General features: G+C 63.0%; 17 protein-coding genes. 16 read left to right on the plus strand and 1 reads right to left on the minus strand.

The window, feature by feature from the left end; all coding sequences use genetic code 11:
• The first annotated feature begins 18 nt into the window (after positions 1–18).
• The 14 genes from FGL65_RS03565 to FGL65_RS03625 all read left to right on the plus strand — a co-directional run bounded on the left by FGL65_RS03565 (position 19) and on the right by FGL65_RS03625 (position 13516).
• The gene (locus tag FGL65_RS03565) at positions 19–1410 is read left to right on the plus strand and encodes a sigma-54-dependent transcriptional regulator (protein WP_147819686.1); all 1392 of its coding nucleotides are present in this window, start codon (positions 19–21) and stop codon (positions 1408–1410) included.
• A gap of 303 nt (positions 1411–1713) precedes the next feature.
• On the plus strand, positions 1714–1896 hold the full coding sequence (locus tag FGL65_RS03570) for a Flp family type IVb pilin (RefSeq protein ID WP_147819687.1): 183 nt from the start codon (positions 1714–1716) through the stop codon (positions 1894–1896).
• A gap of 130 nt (positions 1897–2026) precedes the next feature.
• A complete protein-coding gene (locus tag FGL65_RS03575; protein WP_147819688.1) occupies positions 2027–2572 on the plus strand; it encodes an A24 family peptidase in 546 nt (181 codons plus the stop codon).
• Positions 2573–2586: 14 nt separating this feature from the next.
• Positions 2587–3396, plus strand: a complete 810-nt coding sequence (gene cpaB, locus FGL65_RS03580) for a Flp pilus assembly protein CpaB (protein ID WP_147819689.1) — start codon at positions 2587–2589, stop codon at positions 3394–3396.
• An 18-nt stretch (positions 3397–3414) separates the two neighbouring features.
• Positions 3415–4842, plus strand: coding sequence for a type II and III secretion system protein family protein (locus tag FGL65_RS03585; RefSeq protein WP_147819690.1), 1428 nt, complete (start codon positions 3415–3417; stop codon positions 4840–4842).
• Positions 4843–4851: 9 nt separating this feature from the next.
• Entirely contained in the window at positions 4852–5139 is a 288-nt protein-coding gene (locus FGL65_RS03590) for a hypothetical protein (protein WP_147819691.1), read from the plus strand.
• Positions 5139–5297, plus strand: a complete 159-nt coding sequence (locus FGL65_RS18140) for a hypothetical protein (RefSeq protein ID WP_187170517.1) — start codon at positions 5139–5141, stop codon at positions 5295–5297. Before FGL65_RS03590 ends, FGL65_RS18140 begins: the two co-directional genes overlap by 1 nt.
• Positions 5298–5309: 12 nt before the next feature.
• A complete protein-coding gene (locus tag FGL65_RS03595) occupies positions 5310–6503 on the plus strand; it encodes a CpaE/TadZ family protein (RefSeq protein ID WP_147819692.1) in 1194 nt (397 codons plus the stop codon).
• Positions 6500–7879, plus strand: a complete 1380-nt coding sequence (locus FGL65_RS03600; RefSeq protein ID WP_147819693.1) for a TadA family conjugal transfer-associated ATPase — start codon at positions 6500–6502, stop codon at positions 7877–7879. Before FGL65_RS03595 ends, FGL65_RS03600 begins: the two co-directional genes overlap by 4 nt.
• On the plus strand, positions 7876–8847 hold the full coding sequence (locus tag FGL65_RS03605; protein WP_250645563.1) for a type II secretion system F family protein: 972 nt from the start codon (positions 7876–7878) through the stop codon (positions 8845–8847). Before FGL65_RS03600 ends, FGL65_RS03605 begins: the two co-directional genes overlap by 4 nt.
• A gap of 9 nt (positions 8848–8856) precedes the next feature.
• A complete protein-coding gene (locus FGL65_RS03610) occupies positions 8857–9816 on the plus strand; it encodes a type II secretion system F family protein (protein WP_147819694.1) in 960 nt (319 codons plus the stop codon).
• A 9-nt stretch (positions 9817–9825) separates the two neighbouring features.
• Positions 9826–10890, plus strand: coding sequence for a tetratricopeptide repeat protein (locus FGL65_RS03615; RefSeq protein ID WP_147819695.1), 1065 nt, complete (start codon positions 9826–9828; stop codon positions 10888–10890).
• A 32-nt stretch (positions 10891–10922) separates the two neighbouring features.
• The gene (locus tag FGL65_RS18145) at positions 10923–11186 is read left to right on the plus strand and encodes an SPOR domain-containing protein (protein ID WP_187170518.1); all 264 of its coding nucleotides are present in this window, start codon (positions 10923–10925) and stop codon (positions 11184–11186) included.
• A gap of 167 nt (positions 11187–11353) precedes the next feature.
• Complete coding sequence (locus FGL65_RS03625; protein ID WP_250645564.1) at positions 11354–13516, plus strand: hybrid sensor histidine kinase/response regulator; 2163 nt, start codon at positions 11354–11356, stop codon at positions 13514–13516.
• Here FGL65_RS03625 and FGL65_RS03630 read toward each other — a convergent pair.
• Positions 13513–14784, minus strand: coding sequence for a cyclic di-GMP phosphodiesterase (locus tag FGL65_RS03630; protein WP_147819698.1), 1272 nt, complete (start codon positions 14782–14784; stop codon positions 13513–13515). The two genes, FGL65_RS03625 and FGL65_RS03630, sit on opposite strands and share 4 nt — an antisense overlap.
• A 237-nt stretch (positions 14785–15021) precedes the next feature.
• Here FGL65_RS03630 and FGL65_RS03635 point away from each other — a divergent pair, with 237 nt between their 5' ends.
• The gene (locus FGL65_RS03635) at positions 15022–15603 is read left to right on the plus strand and encodes a phage connector family protein (RefSeq protein ID WP_147819699.1); all 582 of its coding nucleotides are present in this window, start codon (positions 15022–15024) and stop codon (positions 15601–15603) included.
• A gap of 131 nt (positions 15604–15734) precedes the next feature.
• Complete coding sequence (locus tag FGL65_RS03640; protein WP_187170519.1) at positions 15735–16310, plus strand: DUF4390 domain-containing protein; 576 nt, start codon at positions 15735–15737, stop codon at positions 16308–16310.
• The last annotated feature ends 1 nt before the right edge of the window (position 16311 follow it).

A 16311-nucleotide genomic window follows, 5' to 3' on the forward strand; every position in this document is an offset into this window, starting at 1 on the left:
AGACCAAAGGAGCAGTGCATGGCCGTCAGGATACTCGTTGTGGACGATGACCAGGCCTTTCAGGGCCTGCTGGTGGACGCCCTGACCGACAAGGGCTACGAGGTGGAAACAGCGGCGACCGCCGAGGAGGGCATTGAAAAGGCCCGGAACGGGAGTTTCGACCTGGCTTTGCATGACGTGAAGCTGCCCGGAATGAGCGGGGTGGACGCCCTGCCGCACCTGGCCGAGGCCGCGCCGGGCATGGATGTCATCGTCATGACCGGCTACGCCACCAAGGGCTCCGGGGTGGAGGCCATGAAGCGCGGGGCCTACGACTACTTCACCAAGCCGTTCAGCATGGGCGAGATGGACGTTGTCATCCGCAGGGCCCTGGAAAAGCGCAAGCTGCAGCGGGAGTTGTCCACCCTGCGGAAGAACTTGCGTGCGGACAGCCCTCTTGAGGCCCTCATCGGCCAGAGCGAGGCCATGATGCTGGTCAAGGAACGCATCGAGCGGGTGGCCGAGCTGGATGCGGATGTGCTGGTGGTGGGCGAGACCGGCACCGGCAAGGAGCTGGTTTCGGATACCATCCACGGCCTGAGTTCCCGCGTGTCCGGGCCGTTCATCAAGATCAACTGCGCGGCCATTCCCGAGAGCCTGCTGGAAAGCGAGCTCTTCGGCCATGAAAAGGGTGCCTTCACCGGGGCCGGGGCCGTGAAAAAGGGCAAGTTCGAGCTGGCCGAGGGCGGCACCATTCTCCTGGACGAGATCGGGGACATGCCCATCCATCTTCAGCCCAAGCTGCTGCGCGCCGTCGAGCAGAAGCAGGTGGAGCGCCTGGGCGGCATCTCGCCCATCTCCTTTGACGTGCGCATCATTGCCGCCACCAACCAGGAGCTGGAACAGCGGGTCCGGGATGGGGCGTTCCGTAGCGACCTTTATTACCGCCTCAATGTGGCCACCATCCAGCTGCCCCCCCTGCGTCAGCGCATGGACGACCTGCCGCTTCTGGCCGAGCATTTCATCCGGCGGGCCAACCGTCGCCTGGGCACGGATATCCTGGGGATCGCTCCGGACGCCATGGCCGCCATGATGGCCTATGACTGGCCCGGCAATGTGCGCCAGCTGGCCAATGCCGTGGAGCGGGCCTCCATTTTCTGCAAGGGCAGCCACATCACCCGGGCCGAGGTGGATCTGGCCTTTTCCAAGGCCGTTCAGGGCGGCGAGGAGACCGCTTCGGTCATCCTGGACGGGGAGACGACCCTCAAACAGGCCCTGCAGGAATACGAGCGCGCGGTCATTTCCGCGGCCCTGGCCCGGACCTCCGGCGTCCAGACCGAGGCGGCCGCTCTTCTGGGCGTTTCTCCCAAGAATTTGTGGAACAAGCTGCAGAAGCATCATTTGGATCCCGCCGAGTTCATTGTACGCTGATCTATTTTTTATGGATTGAAGTAACCAGTTAAGAACATAGGAAAAATCAAGATTGTTGTGGATCGTCATCGAGGGATGCCGATCCATTTTTTATGGATTTTCGATGCGTTTCTGGTGGGCCACACAAGGCAGGAAAAGATCGATGTTCCTAATTAATCCTTGTATTCAAGTCAGTTGTATTGATTGCGAACACTGTTGGCACGCGGGTTGCTCAAGAGGGGCAGTGGCTGATGGAGGGGAGTACCAACAACCCACTAAGCAGAAAACAGGCAATCAAACATTTTTTAACAAGGAGAAGAGGAAATGACCAAGCTGATGAACCTTATCAGGAACGAAGAAGGCGCAACCGCCCTGGAATACGGCTTGATCGCAGCACTGATCGCTGCCGGTATCGCCGGCGCCGTCACCGCCCTGGGCGACCAGGTCGTGGCCACCTTCGACTTCATTAGTGCGCAGATGCAGGCTGCCATGACTCCTTCTCCGTAAGGCGTCTGAAGTCACCAAACGTTTCAGTCGGCCCGGGGCAGTGGGAGGGAAAGCCCGCTGCCCCGGTTCCGCCTCCGGGGGAAAGACGGAGACGGAGCGGCCGCAACCAGAAGAAAGTTCGGGGGAGAACATGGATATTCTGGTCGCCGCAGTCCTTGCGGCAGCACTTGTCACCGCCACCATCACGGATATACGCAGCCAGCGCATACCCAACTGGCTGACCTTCCCGCTCATGCTCGGGGGACTGGCCGCCCATGCGCTGCATACGGGCCTGGACGGCCTGCTGTTCAGCCTGGCCGGGTTCGGCCTGGGGCTGGGCGTCATGCTCGTGCCTTTCCTTCTCGGTCTCATGGGTGCGGGGGACGTGAAGCTCATGGCCGCCGTGGGTGCCTGGCTGGGCATCAATACCGCGCTCATGGCTTTTCTCATCACCTGCATGGCGGGCGGGGTCTACGCCCTGGCCGTGCTGCTCCGCAACATGGAAATGTTCCGGGCGGTGCTGGAAAACATCAAGGCCCATTTCATCACTTCTCTGCTCACCCGGAAGCTGGACTACACGCCCGTGGTTTCGGAACGCACCCTGCCCCGGCTGTGCTACGGCGTGGCCATCGCCTTCGGCACCGTGGCTTCCATGGTGCTGACCTACCATGAAACCGGCGGCTTTTTCGTCCGCTGAGGATGGGGTGAATCATGAGCAGGTCCTCACGAGCACTGGCACAGATCGGCATAGCCCTGCTGCTTTCGCTGGTCGCCGCCTTTTTGATCTTTCGCTGGATGAGCGCCCAGACCGCCGCCAAGCCCCAGGCCCAGACCGCGCCCGTGGTGGTGGCCAAGGACGCCCTGCGCAAGGGCGGCCGGATCACCGCCGAACTGCTTGCCGTGAAGCAGTTTCCCCTTGCCGTGAAGCCCTCGGGAACCTTCAGCGAGGTTCAGGCGCTTGTCGGCAAGGTGCTTTCCGTGCCCGTGGCGGCCAACGAGCCCGTCACCGTGTCCAAGCTGGTGCGCGACAAGGTCATTGCGGGCATCAGCCCCCTGGTGGCCCCGGGTAAGCGGGCCATGTCCGTCAAGGGAAACAAGGTCATGGGTCTGGCCGGTTTCATTCATCCCGGCGACCGCGTTGACGTGCTCGTGTCCATGACCGAGGGGGAAAAGGAAAACCCGGTCACCAAGGTCGTTCTGGAATGGGTCAAGGTGCTGGCCACCGGTACCCAGCTGGAACCCGCCGCCGAGCAGGGAGGCACCGCGTCCGTGGATGTCTATACCCTGGAACTGACCCCCGAGGAGAGCGAGCGCCTGGCCCTGGCCGCCTCGCAGGGAGAGCTGAATTTCGCCCTGCGCAACGCCGCGGACAACGCCACAGTCTATACCACGGGCCAGACGCCCAAGTCGGCCCTGGCCGCCTACCGCAAGGGGGCCGAGCCTCGCAAGGTCAAGTCGGCCCGCAGTGCTCACAGCGTGGAGGTCATCTCCGGCGACGCCCTGAGCAGGAAGAAGTTCTAGAGGGAAGGGGAGGGAGCCATGTCGAGATACAGGAATGCAATCATCGCGGTTCTGGTGGCAGTGTGCCTGCTGGCCGGGTTTGGCTCCGCCGGGGCCGAGGATGTGGTGATTTCCGAAGCCGCCAAGGTCATCCGTCTTGTCTCGGGCAAGTCCGTGATCCTGAAGACCGACAGCCACGTGTCCCGCGTCTCCATTGCCGATCCCGAAGCCGCCGGCCTCATGCTGCTTTCGCCCCGGCAGGTCTACCTGACCGGCAAGACCTTCGGCACCACCAACCTGACCCTGTGGAAGGGGGGGCGGGCCATGCAGGTCTACGACGTCCAGGTGGTGCCGGACGTCTCGGGCCTCAAGCGCATGCTGCATGAATTGCTGCCCAACGAAAAGGGCATCAAGGTCATGGCCAATTCTGAGAACATCACCCTGGCGGGCAGCGTCACCAATGCGGCCAGCCTGACCGCGGCCCTGAACCTGGCCGAGACCGTGGCCCCGGAAAAGGTGGTCAATCTGCTGCGCCTGGACGGCGTGCAGCAGGTCATGCTCGAGGTCCGGGTGGCCGAGATGAGCCGCAGCGTGCTCAACCGCATGGGGGTCAACTTCAATACCCTGATCGGCCAGTTCACCTTCTATTCCTTCCTGAACAACCTGACCTCCCTGAACGCCGAAGGCACGCTCACCACCATGACGGACCGTATCAACAGCGTTCTGTCCTATAGTGGCAAAACGATGAATTTCCAGGGTTTCATTGATGCGCTCAAGTCCCATGGCTTGGCGCGCACCCTGGCCGAGCCTAACCTGATCTGCGTCAGCGGCGAGTCCGCCCATTTCCTGGCGGGCGGGGAAATTCCCATTCCCATGCCCGGCGCGCTGGGAACCGTGGGCATCGAGTTCAAGCCCTTTGGCGTAGGCCTGGAGTTCACCCCCACGGTCATGAGTTCCGATCTCATCAACCTCAAGGTGGCTCCCGAGGTTTCCGAGCTGGATTATTCCCGCTCCCTGGAATTGGACGGGTACGAGATCCCGGCCATTACCACCCGCCGGGCCTCCACGGTCATCGAGCTGGCCGACGGCCAGAGTTTCGCCATTGCCGGACTGGTGAGCGAGTCACTCAAGGAAAACAACTACCGGTTCCCGGTGCTCGGGGACATCCCGGTGCTCGGGACCCTGTTCCGCAGCGTGGATTTCCAGAAGGGCAAGACCGAGCTGGTCATCATTGTCACGGCCCATCTGGTCAAGCCCCTGGACAGGGACAAGCAGACCCTGCCCACGGACGGGTTCCGCGAGCCGGATGATTATGAATTTTTCCTGCTCGGTCTGCTGGAGGGGCAGGGAAACAAGTCCGCTTCGGCGGGAAGCCGTGGCATGAACGGGGCGCAGCCCGCCGGGCAGCCGGTGCCCCACCCGGAATCCGGGTTCGACGGCGACCTGGGCCATGCCTGGCCGCAATAGGGGGAAGCCATGAGTACGCGTGCAGTATTGATTCTCACGATTTTGTTCCTGGCCTCGGGGTGTCACCTTGCCCAGGTGGAACATGCCGAGAGCACGGCGCCGTTCGGCTCCTCCACGCGGCTGGCCGTGGATCAGCAGATCCTCAATCCCATGCCCGCGGGCACCGAGCCCGTGCGCGGCATGGACGGCAAGTATGCCCAGACCGTCATGGAGAAGTACCAGAAGGGGCCGTCCTCGCAACCGCAAAAGAGCTCCAACAAGGAATCCCTTGTGGATGTCATCGTGGGAGGAAAGTGATGTCCGTGCCCAGGCCCAAGTTCGAATATTGGCGGGAAATCCTGCTGCTGGCGCTCATGGTGGCGGTTCTGTTGCTGGATACGTTCTTCCTCAAGAGCTTCAGGGCCGAGCCCCGACCCGAAGGCGGGGAAGCGCGAGTGGTGGAAACCGTTCCATAGGGGGAAGGGGATATGGACAGCCGAATAATACCGGTCACCCTGGCAGTGGCCAACAACGAGGAACGGGAACGGTTGGAACGGATAGTGCGCGAGGTTCCCATGGCGCGCGTCCAGCCCGAGGACGCGGAAACCATGGGCGTGCTCATCTATGAACCCGGCGCATCCGCGGACGAGGATTTTCCGCATATCTTCCAGGCCCTGGAATCCGGCCAGGCCGAGGACGTCTTTCTGGTGGGCGCGGCTCCGGACCCCGAACTGCTCATCCAGGCCATGCGCCACGGCATTCGGGAATTCCTCCGCTTTCCCGTGACCCGGGAGGAATTTCGTGCGGCCCTCATGCGCGTGGCCATGCGCGAAAGCCTGGAAGGACATGGCCCCCGGGGGCGGCTGGTTTCGGTGTTGGGCAGCAAGGCCGGGCTGGGCGTCACCACCTTGGCCGTGAACCTGGCCTGCGCCGTCAATGAACGCATGCCGGGCGAGGTTGCGGTGCTCGACCTGCGCCAGCCCGTCGGAGAGGTGCCGCTCTTCCTGGACATGGAATACGAATTCACCTGGGGCGAGCTGGTGGACGACATCTCCCGCCTGGACGCCACCTACCTGCGCAGCGCCATGGCCGCCCATGAATCCGGGCTGCATGTGCTGCCAGCGCCCACGGCCAAGGGCGCGGCGGACGGGCAGGAAATGGCCCTTGTCATCGAATATCTGCGGCAGGCGTACCCGGTTGTTGTAGTCGATTGCGGTCCATTGGAGGAGGGCGCGTTCCCCAAGGCTGTGGAACAGGCCGACGCCATTCTCATGGTCACGGATCTGAGCATGCCCGCCCTGGCCCGCACCGCCCGGCTCATGGAAACCCTGCGGACCGAAGACCCGGACGCCGAACGGAGGATCCGGGTTGCCGCCAACCGGGTGACCCGGGATGCCGGGGTGGATGTGGATGAAGCCCAGGCCGTGCTGGAAAAGGAAATTTCCTGGAGGATCCCCGACGATTACGCCGCGGCCCTGTCGGCTTTGAATCAGGGCGTTCCCTGGCTCCTGGCCGCGCCCCGGTCCCATGCCGCAAAGGAAATCCGCCGCATGGCCGCGGATCTGGTTCCGGGCGCGGGCAGGGACAAGGGCAAGGGATTGACTCTGTCCTCGCTGTTCCGGGGACTCTGGCCCGGCGAACGGCAACGGGAAACCGATGAAACCGTGAGGGTGGGCGCATGAAGCTTGCCGAACGCCTGAACAGGAACGCGGGCAAGGCCGGCCGCAGGGCCGAGCCTCCCAAGACTCTCGCCGGAAGCGGCGACGGTTCCGAGGACCTGTATTTCGAGATCAAGACCCGGATTCACGACCGGCTCATCGACCTGCTGGACCTGACCATGCTGGACCGGCTCTCCGAGGAGGAGACCAAGGCCGAGATAGCCAAGGTCACCGAGGGGCTGCTCTGGGAGGAATTCCAGAATGCGCCCCTGAACCTGGCCGAAAGAAAGCGCATGCTTTCCGAGGTGCAGGACGAGGTCGTGGGCCTCGGGCCCCTGGAACCGTTCGTCAAGGACCACACGGTCAACGACATCCTGGTCAACGGCTACAAGCAGATCTACGTGGAGCGCTCCGGCAAGCTGGAATTGACCAAGGCCCGGTTCCGCGACGACGACCATCTGCGCAAGATTATCGACCGCATCGTTTCCCGGGTGGGGCGCCGCATCGACGAGTCCCAGCCCATGGTGGACGCCCGCCTGCTGGACGGATCGCGCGTGAACGCCATCATCCCGCCCCTGGCCCTGGACGGTCCGTCCCTGTCCATACGCAAGTTTTCCAAGGACCCCCTGGAGGTGAGCGACCTCATCCGCTTCGGGGCCTTTACCGACGGCATGGCCCAGGTCTTCGAGGGCATGGTCCGGACGCGGCTGAACATCATCATTTCGGGCGGCACGGGCTCCGGGAAGACCACGCTGCTCAACTGCCTGTCCCGCTATATCCCCGAGGACGAACGCATCGTGACCATCGAGGATGCGGCCGAACTGCAGCTCAAGCAGGACCACCTGGTGCGGCTGGAGACACGGCCCGCCAACATCGAGGGCAAGGGCGAGATCACCCAGCGCGAACTGGTCAAGAACTGCCTGCGCATGCGTCCGGACCGCATCATCGTGGGCGAGGTCCGCACCGGCGAGGCCCTGGACATGCTCCAGGCCATGAACACCGGTCACGACGGGTCCCTGACCACCATCCACGCCAACTCTCCCCGCGACTGTCTCATGCGCCTGGAGACCATGGTTTCCATGGCCGGGCTGAATATTTCCGACCTGTCCCTCAAGCGCTATATCGCCTCGGCCGTGGACGTCATTATCCAGGCCAACCGCCTGGTGGACGGTTCGCGCAAGATCTTGAGCGTGCAGGAGGTCACGGGCATGGAGGGCGAGGTCATCACCATGCAGGAGATCTTCGCCTTTGAGCAGACCGGCATCAACGAACGCGGAAAGGTGGAAGGCTATTTCACGGGCCGGGGAATCCGCCCCAGGTTCTCGGAGAAGCTGGAACGCATGAGCCGGTCGTTCCCGCCCGACATCTTCGACGTCAGACAACCGGAGGATCGGCCATGATGGGATTGCTGCTGACAGTGGTGGCCTTTGTGCTGGTCTTCGTGCTGGTTTCGGGCGTCATCTCCCTGGTCCGCGCACGGCGGGACCGTGTGGAGGACGTGGTGCGCGGCCGGTTGCAGGCCCTGGGACACGCCCGCATCAAGGGGGACGGGAGTTCCCTGGTCCGCAGGTCCTCTGCCATGAGCGACGTGCCCTGGTTCAACCGGCTGCTCATGAAGCTCCGGCTGGCGGCATCCATGCGCAGGCTGATCATGATGGCGGACGCCAAGGGAACCCCGGGGGCCTACCTGCTGGGTTCCGCGGTCCTGTTCCTGGTCTTCGCCTACCTGGTGCACGCCCTGACCCAGAGCGTGCTCGGGGCCCTGTTCCTGGGTTCCGTGGCCGGCTCCCTGCCCGTCATGTACCTGCGCAGGCTCAAGAACAGGCGCATGGACAAGTTCACCAACCAGCTCCCCGACGCCCTGGACCTCATGACCCGGGCCCTCAAGGCCGGGCATACCTTCAACGGCTCCATGCAGATGGTGGCCACCGAGTTCGAGGACCCCATCGGCGTGGAATTTCGGCAGACCCTGGACGAGATCAACTACGGTAAGAATCCGGACACGGCCCTTTCCTCCCTGTTGGACCGGGTGGAGTGCCCGGATCTCAAGTTCTTCGTGGTTTCGGTCAACATCCAGCGGGAAACCGGGGGCAACCTTGCGGAAATCATCTCCAACATCGCCCGGCTGGTGCGCGAGCGCTTCGAACTCTACGGCAAGGTCCGCGTGCTTTCCGCCGAGGGCAAGCTCTCGGCCATGATCCTCACGGCCCTGCCCTTTGCCATCGCCGTCATCCTCTATCTCATCAACGAGGAGTACATGAGTCTGCTCTTCACCACCGAGACCGGGCGCACCATCGCCATGATTTCCCTGTCCGTCATGACCCTGGGCGTGCTGACCATCCGCAAGATGATCAGGATCAAGGTATAGGAGGCCAGCATGAACGCCGCGCAATACATACCCTTCATCGCCGCCCTGCTGGGGTTCGTGGCCGTGCTTCTGGGCGTTTACGGCATCCTGGGCTTCCTTTCCGGCGCGGGCAACGTGGAACGCATCCGGGCCAGGGTGGAGGGGCGGTCCTCGTCTGGGCGGTCCGCCTCCAGGGACGTGCTGGCCGAGTTGGGCGAGAGCGTCATGGGCCTGTTCTCCCGACTGGGCAGAAAGGTCGGTCCGCAGGAGGACGAGGAAATCGGTCAGGCGCGGCTCAAGCTGGTGCGCGCCGGGGTGCGCAATCCCGACGCCTTCAAGGTCTTTCAGGGCAGCAAGCTGCTGCTGGCCGTGGGGCTGCTTGCCGTCGCGCTGCTGGCCCGCGCGATGTTCCTGGGCGGGCTGGGCACGAGCATGACTCTGTTCCTGTTGGTGGGCGGGGCCGCCCTGGGCATGTACCTGCCCGACTTCTGGCTGCGTTCCCGGCGCAAGAAGCGGCTGACCAGCATCACCAACTCCCTGCCCGATTCCCTGGACCTGCTGGTGGTCTGCGTGGAATCCGGCATGGGCCTGGACCAGGCCATCACCCGGGTCAGCGAGGAGATCGCCCCATCCAGCCCGGAACTGAGCGAGGAACTCTATCTCCTGACCCTGGAGCTGCGGGCGGGCAAGAAGCGTTCGGAGGCGCTCAAGTCCCTTTCCCGCCGGGTGGGGCTCGACGACCTGAACAGCCTGGTGACCCTGCTCATCCAGGCGGATATTTTTGGCATCAGCGTGGGGAAGACCCTGCGGGTCTATTCCGACGCCATGCGCAAGAAGCGTCGGCAAAAGGCAGAGGAGGCGGCCGCCAAGCTGCCGGTCAAGCTCATGCTGCCGCTTATACTGTTTATTCTTCCGGCCTTGTTCCTGACCATTCTGGGACCTGCGGGCCTCATGCTCGCCGACCTGTTCAAGAACATGCCGGGCCGATAGGAGGGGACCATGAACATCGTGAGAACCATCGTATTGCTGGTTGCGGCCGTTGTCCTGCTGGGCGGGTGCGCCGCCGGGAATCGGGGAGGGCAGAACTTCAAGGAGTTTGCCTATGGCAAGGACACCTCCCTGGATCTGAGTGCGGAAAAACATGTGCAGATCGCCCGTGGGTATCTGGCGCGCGGCAATTCCGAACAGGCCTACATGCACCTGACCAAGGCGCAGGAAAAGGCACCCCAGGACATGGACATTCACGCCCTCAAGGGGGAACTGCTCATTGATCAGCGCCAGGACGAACTGGCCCTCAACGAATTCCTGATCGTGCTCGAGGCCGTTCCGGATCATGCCGCCGCCAATCAGGGCGCGGGCATCATCTATTTCCGCGCCGGTCTGTACAAGGAGGCCGAGGCCCATCTCTCCCTGGCCGTAACCCGCGACGACTCCCTGTGGAAGGCGCACAACTACCTGGGCATCCTGTATGACCGTCGGGGCGACTACGATCTGGCCGCGGACGCCTTTTCCTCGGCCCTGAACGGGCATCAGGGCAAGGAGGCCCCGGCCATCCTGAACAACCTGGGCATGGTGCACATGGCCCGCAAGGATTACGGGCTTGCCGTGCAGGCCTTCAAGCGGGCCCTTCAGGAAGGGCCTCCCTCCTCCCGTATCTACAACAACCTGGGCGTGGCCCTGGCCCACGGCGGCAACTACGCCGAGGCGCTCGAGGCCTTCCGGTTCGCGAGCAACGAATATGTGGCCTGCAACAATCTCGGGTTCGTGCTGCTTTCCGGCGGCCAGCCCGGGGAGGCCATTCCCTATTTCGAAAGGGCCCTCGAGCTGGCTCCTTCGTTCTATACCAAGGCATCGGAGAATCTGAAGCGCGCCCGCATGGCGTCCCGCTTCGGTGCTTCGGGCGAAATCGCAGGTTCTACCCCGAACCAGCTGTCCCCGGACGCTTTCCCATCCGAGGGACAGACCGTCGACGGGGCCGCGGCCACCGTGAAAACGATCGCGGCCCCGTCTTCAGACGCTCTTCCGGCCCCCTGCCCAGGGTGGAGCTGGCGGAAACCGATCTGAAGCAGGCGGACCGGGAGTCGGGGCATGTCATATTGCAGGATGTGTTCGGCATTCATGTCAGTTCCTGGCGCGACCTGGACTGGGCGCAACGTCATTGCCGGGAGCTGGAGGCCAAGGGATACGAAACCTGGGTCAACCGGGTGGAGATCGACGGGGCTCTCTGGCATCGGGTGCTCGTGGGCCGTTACCAGAGCCTGGAAGCGGCCATGCAGGGGCGTCCCTCCGTGCTGGATTCGCTGGGAATGGACCATGCGCTCATCTACCGGCTGCAGGCCGAGAGCATGGCCGTCCGGTGAAGAAGGAAAGGCGCGAAACCGCAAAGTCCGGGCCGGGAACCGTGCTGGTTCCCGGCCCGCGTTGCGCCCTGGCTTCCAAATTCCTTCCTTTTTAGTTCGCCATGCCCTATCATTCGGAAAAGATGCAGCTTCCTCGCGGAGTCGGATGGAATTTCAGGAGAAGGAACGTGGCAGCGGATCCCCCCCAGGTATTCAGGGTGCTGGCAGTGGACCCCGACATGGAGATGTTGACCTCCTACAGGGATGTCCTGTGCTTCGAGGGGGAGGAGCCCTCCGCGCTGGAGGCCCTGTTCGATCCGCTTCGTTCCGTTCCCAGCAACGAGGAGGTGGCCCGGGAGCCGGATCAGGCCGCCTTCGAGGTCAGTCTGCATCAGGACGGCCGCGCGGCCCTCAGGGAGGCGGCCCATGCCATTGGCCGGGGCGGTTCCTTTGCCGTTGCCCTGGTGGAAATGGCCCAGGCCGGCGACCTGAGCGGCGTTGAGGTGGCCGAACGGCTGCGGGGCATCGATCCCAACGTGGAAATCGTCATGATGGCGGCCTCGTCCGGTATTCCGCTTAAGGAACTGAACAAGCGCATTCCTCCGCCTGACAAGCTGCTCTACATCCAGAAACCCTTCCGTTCCCAGGAGCTTCGGCAGCTGGCCAATTCCCTGTGTCACAAATGGCATGCGGAGCTGCAACTCAAGGAATTCAACGAGCGTCTTTCCCAGATCGTGGACAACCGCACCCAGGAGCTGAACAAGGTCAACCGCAGGCTCATGCGCGATATTTCCAAGCGCGCCTCGGTGCTCAAGCAGCTCAAGGCCAGCGAGAAGCGCTACCGCCTGCTGTTCGACAAGGACATCACCGGCAACTTCGCGGCGGACGGGAACGGGCTCATTCTGGATTGCAACGAGGCCTTTGCGGCCATATTCGGTTTTTCCTCCCCGCAGGAGGCGAAGGGCATCGATATCCATGATCTCTGGGAGACGTTTCAGGGCGAGGGCGACCTGCGGGAAAAGCTGGCCCGGGGGGTGCGCATCAAGAATTACGAACTGGAACACCGGGGGAGGGGCGGGCGGATCCTGTTGCTGGCCAACGTGGATGCGGTCCGGTCCCAGGAAGGCGACCTGGAGGAGATCCGCGGCTACTTCTTCGATATCACCGAGCGCAAGGAACTGGAGGAGCAGCTCCGCCTGGCGCAGAAGATGGAGGCCCTGGGGACCTTGGCCGGTGGCATTGCCCACGACTTCAACAACATTCTCGGAGTGATCATGGGCTATGCCGAGATCATTCAGAGCGGGGCAGATACGGGGTCGGGCCTGGAGCGGCGCGCGGGCGAGATCTTGCTGGCCGGCGGACGGGCCCGTGACCTGGTGACGCAGATTCTCAATTTTTCCCGCCAGGGGCCTCAGGAGCGCCAACCCATGAATCTGGCCCCCTTGGTCAAGGAGGCGCTCAAGCTGCTCCGTTCCAGCATCCCAACCAACATCGAGATCGATGTCCGGATCCTGGCCCGGGACGACCGCATCATGGCCGACGCCACCCAGGTGCACCAGGTGCTCATGAACCTGTGCACCAATGCGGCGCACGCCATGCGCGAACACGGGGGCCGCATGGCCGTGGAGATCGCAGACGCCGATGATTCGGACCGGGCCTGCATTCCCGAGGAACTGGGACGCCCGGAATGGTTCGTGCGCCTCACCGTGCGCGACACGGGGCACGGCATCGAGCCGGACCTTCTGGACCGCATTTTCGATCCGTTCTTCACCACCAAGGGGCTGGGGGAAGGCACGGGCATGGGGCTTTCCATGGTTCACGGCATCGCCACCCGGCACGAGGGGCATGTGCACGTGGAGAGCGAGCCCGGCAACGGCGCGGTTTTTCACGTCTATCTTCCCCGTACGCCCAGCCTGGTCAAACCCGAGATGGCTTCGCCGCCGCCGTTGGTCTTCACCCGGGGGCGCATCCTGTTCGTGGACGATGAAAAGCCCCTGGTGGACGTGGGCCGGGAAATGCTGGAGGGTTTCGGTTTCGAGGTGGTCACCCGCACCAGCAGCATCGAGGCTCTGGAGGCCTTCCGCCACCGGGCCGACGACTTCGACCTGGTCATCACGGACCAGGCCATGCCCAACATGACCGGCATGGAGCTCTCCCGCGAGATCCTCAAGATCCGCGCGGATCAGCCCATCATCCTGTGCACCGGGTTCAGCGAGGCGGTTTCCTACGAACGGATCCGCGAGGCGGGCATCGGCGATTTCATCATGAAGCCCATACTCAAGCACGAGCTCATGCAGAGCATGGGCAGGCTGTTGGGCGGCGGTGACGGGGATTCCGACCTGATCGGCTAGTCGTTCATATCCACGAAATAGGTGATGCGCGAGCGCGGGCTCAGGTAGTCGAAGATTTCCGGGGGCAGGTGGCTGAGCCGGATGCTCTTTTCCACCTTGAGATCTGTTTCCTCGGCCAGCTCCACGATCAGGGCCTCCTTCTTGGGCACTTCCGAATCATAGAGCACCACGCTGGGCCGCAGCTGGTTGCTGGGGTTCACGGACATGACCATGCCGATGGTGCCGTTGGTGAGCTGCACCACGGTGCCGGGCGGATACACCCCCAGGCAACGGATGAACGAGGCCAGGAATTCCGTGTCGAACAGCTTTTTCTGCTGCCCGAACATGTAGGACAGGGCCAGGTAGGGGGTCAGGGTTTCCTCGGGATCCTTGCTGTTGCACAGGGTGTCGTAGGTGTCGGCAATGGCCGCGATGCGGGCCAGGGGATGGATAGCTTCGCCCGCAAGTCCTTCGGGGTAGCCGGAGCCGTCCATGCGCTCGTGGTGCTGCAGGATCACGGGCAGGGCACCGAGGGGGAATTCCTCAATGTTTTCCAGAATTTCGGTGCCAAAGGTCGGATGCCGCTCCATAAGTTCCTGCTCGGGCCTGGAGAGCGGCCCCCGTTTGAGCAGCAGCTTCTTTTCCATGCGCGACTTGCCCAGGTCGTGGAACAGTGCGCCCATGCCGAGGAGTTTCATGTCCTCTTCCGCCAGCCCGAGTTCCCGGCCTACCATCATGGACAGCACGGCCACGTTGAGGGAGTGGGAGTAGATGGGCTCGGTGCGGTTCATGACGTTCATGAGGTGCAGGGTGGATTCGCTGTCCCGGAGAAAATGTTCGGTGAGCCTGGCCACAAAGGCCTCGGCCTCGAGCACGGACTGGGCGTTCCCGCGCACGATGCCCTTCATGATGTTGGTGAAGTCTTGGATGGAGGCGTTGTAGCGGTTTTCGCATTCGGCGATGCGCTGCTTTTTTTCTTGGAGCCGACGGGTGCGTTCCTTTTTGAGCTGCCAGAGCTCGTCGAGGATTTCCGCAGCCGGGGCTGAGGGCGGGGCAGCTTTCTGGGGTTGGGACGGCTTGAGCGGGAGCACGTCGCTTTTTTCCGGAACGCAGATGAGTTCCGTGATGCCCAGCTCCCGGATGATGGCGATCTGGTCCGTGTTCTTGATCTTGAAATTGCTGAAGAGAAATGGATGGGAAAACCAGTTGGATCGTTCCAGGCGAACGAAAACCCCCGGCCGCAATTGGTCGACGGTGATCCTGTATTCCGGGATGCTCATGTTCGCCATGCCCTGCTCCCCTGCGAAGGTCATTGAACGAATTGTTGCAAGTGTTTATATTATATGGAAAGCGCAAAAAGTCAAACATGCGCTTGGATACAGCTTCCCCGAAGCGGCGACCCGCCTGCGCCAGTCAAGAGTCTTTTTCTTCCCCGTGGCTTCCTTTTGCCGCCCGGTTTTATCCGGGCCGGAAAAGCGGCGGTATGCTTGCCCGTATCATTACGACCGCAACCGCAAGGAGGAACCATGGCCGACAGTATCATCGAAATATGCAACAACGCCCTGCAAGATCTGGGGGAGGATCCGGTCATGTCCCTGACGGACGACTGCAAGGCCGCCCGCCTGTGCAACCAGCGCTGGGCCTCGGTCCGGGACGCGGTGCTTCGGGCGCATCCCTGGAACTGCTGCCAGGCGCAGGCCGAACTGGCAGCCGGGGTGAAGACGCCCCTGTGGCGGTGGGAGAGGGAGTACCCCCTGCCCACGGACTGCCTGCGGGTCATCGAGGTGGTGGGCGGGGGCGGAGCCGAAGTCCGGAATTGGGAAATTCAGGGGGCCGTCATCCTGTGCAGCGAGGATGCTCCCATCTATCTCGCCTATGTGCGCAGGGAGGTGGACCCCAAGAAATACGACTCCCTGCTTTCGGAAACCCTTTCCGCCCGGCTGGCGGCGACCCTGGCCTATCCCCTGTCGGGCTCCACCTCCCTGGCAAATGCCTTTTGGGCCGCGTATCAGGACAAGCTTTCCGAGGCCCGTGGGGTGGATGCGCGCGAAGGGATCCCCGCATCCGTGCGCATGACCGGTTGGCTTTCGGCTAAGGTGGGTAGTTAGCTTTGAAATATTTAAATATATGAATAACGGAAGCTTTCCGATGGGTGGCGAAAAACAGGTGGAGGCCTGCCGGGCAGGGGCGTGTTGCGCGCTCTTGTCCTTTCAGACCCCGGCTGATACATTCCCGGATGATGAAGAAATATCCCGGATATGGCCCGCAAGGGGCCGTCCTGCTCTTGTTCCTGGCCTTGGCGCTTTTTCCGTTGCCGTGCGGGGCGCAGACTCTCAACCTCGTACATACCTCAGTGGCGCGGGACGGGGATGCCCTGACCGCGCGCTTCGGCATCCGGCTCGGCGGCGTGGACGAGGTCGCGGCCTCCCTGCGTAACGGAGTGCCCCTGCGCCTGACATGCGAGGCCCGGCTTTCGCGGGACAGGAAATGCTGGTTCGGCGAGCTGCTGGGCAACCGGGAAATGGACAATTTGATTTCCTACGATTCCCTGCAAAAGGAATTCGTGCTGCATCCCGGCGGGGAAAGCCGTGAGCTTCGCGGCCCCGAGCTTGCCCCTCTGCTGGAGGAGCGCTGGGCCGAAATGATCCTGCCTCTGGGCAAGTGGGACCTGCTGCGCCGCGGCGAATCCTATTCGCTTCAGGTCAAGGTGGCCCTGAACCGCACCGAGGTGCCCGACTGGGTTTCCCGGGCGCTCTTTTTCTGGGACTGGGGGGACGGTCCCAGCACCTCCTACAAGCTGGATTTCCGGTTCTAGG

It is taken from the genome of Salidesulfovibrio onnuriiensis (genome assembly GCF_008001235.1).
Classification (GTDB): Bacteria; Desulfobacterota; Desulfovibrionia; order Desulfovibrionales; family Desulfovibrionaceae; genus Pseudodesulfovibrio; species Pseudodesulfovibrio onnuriiensis.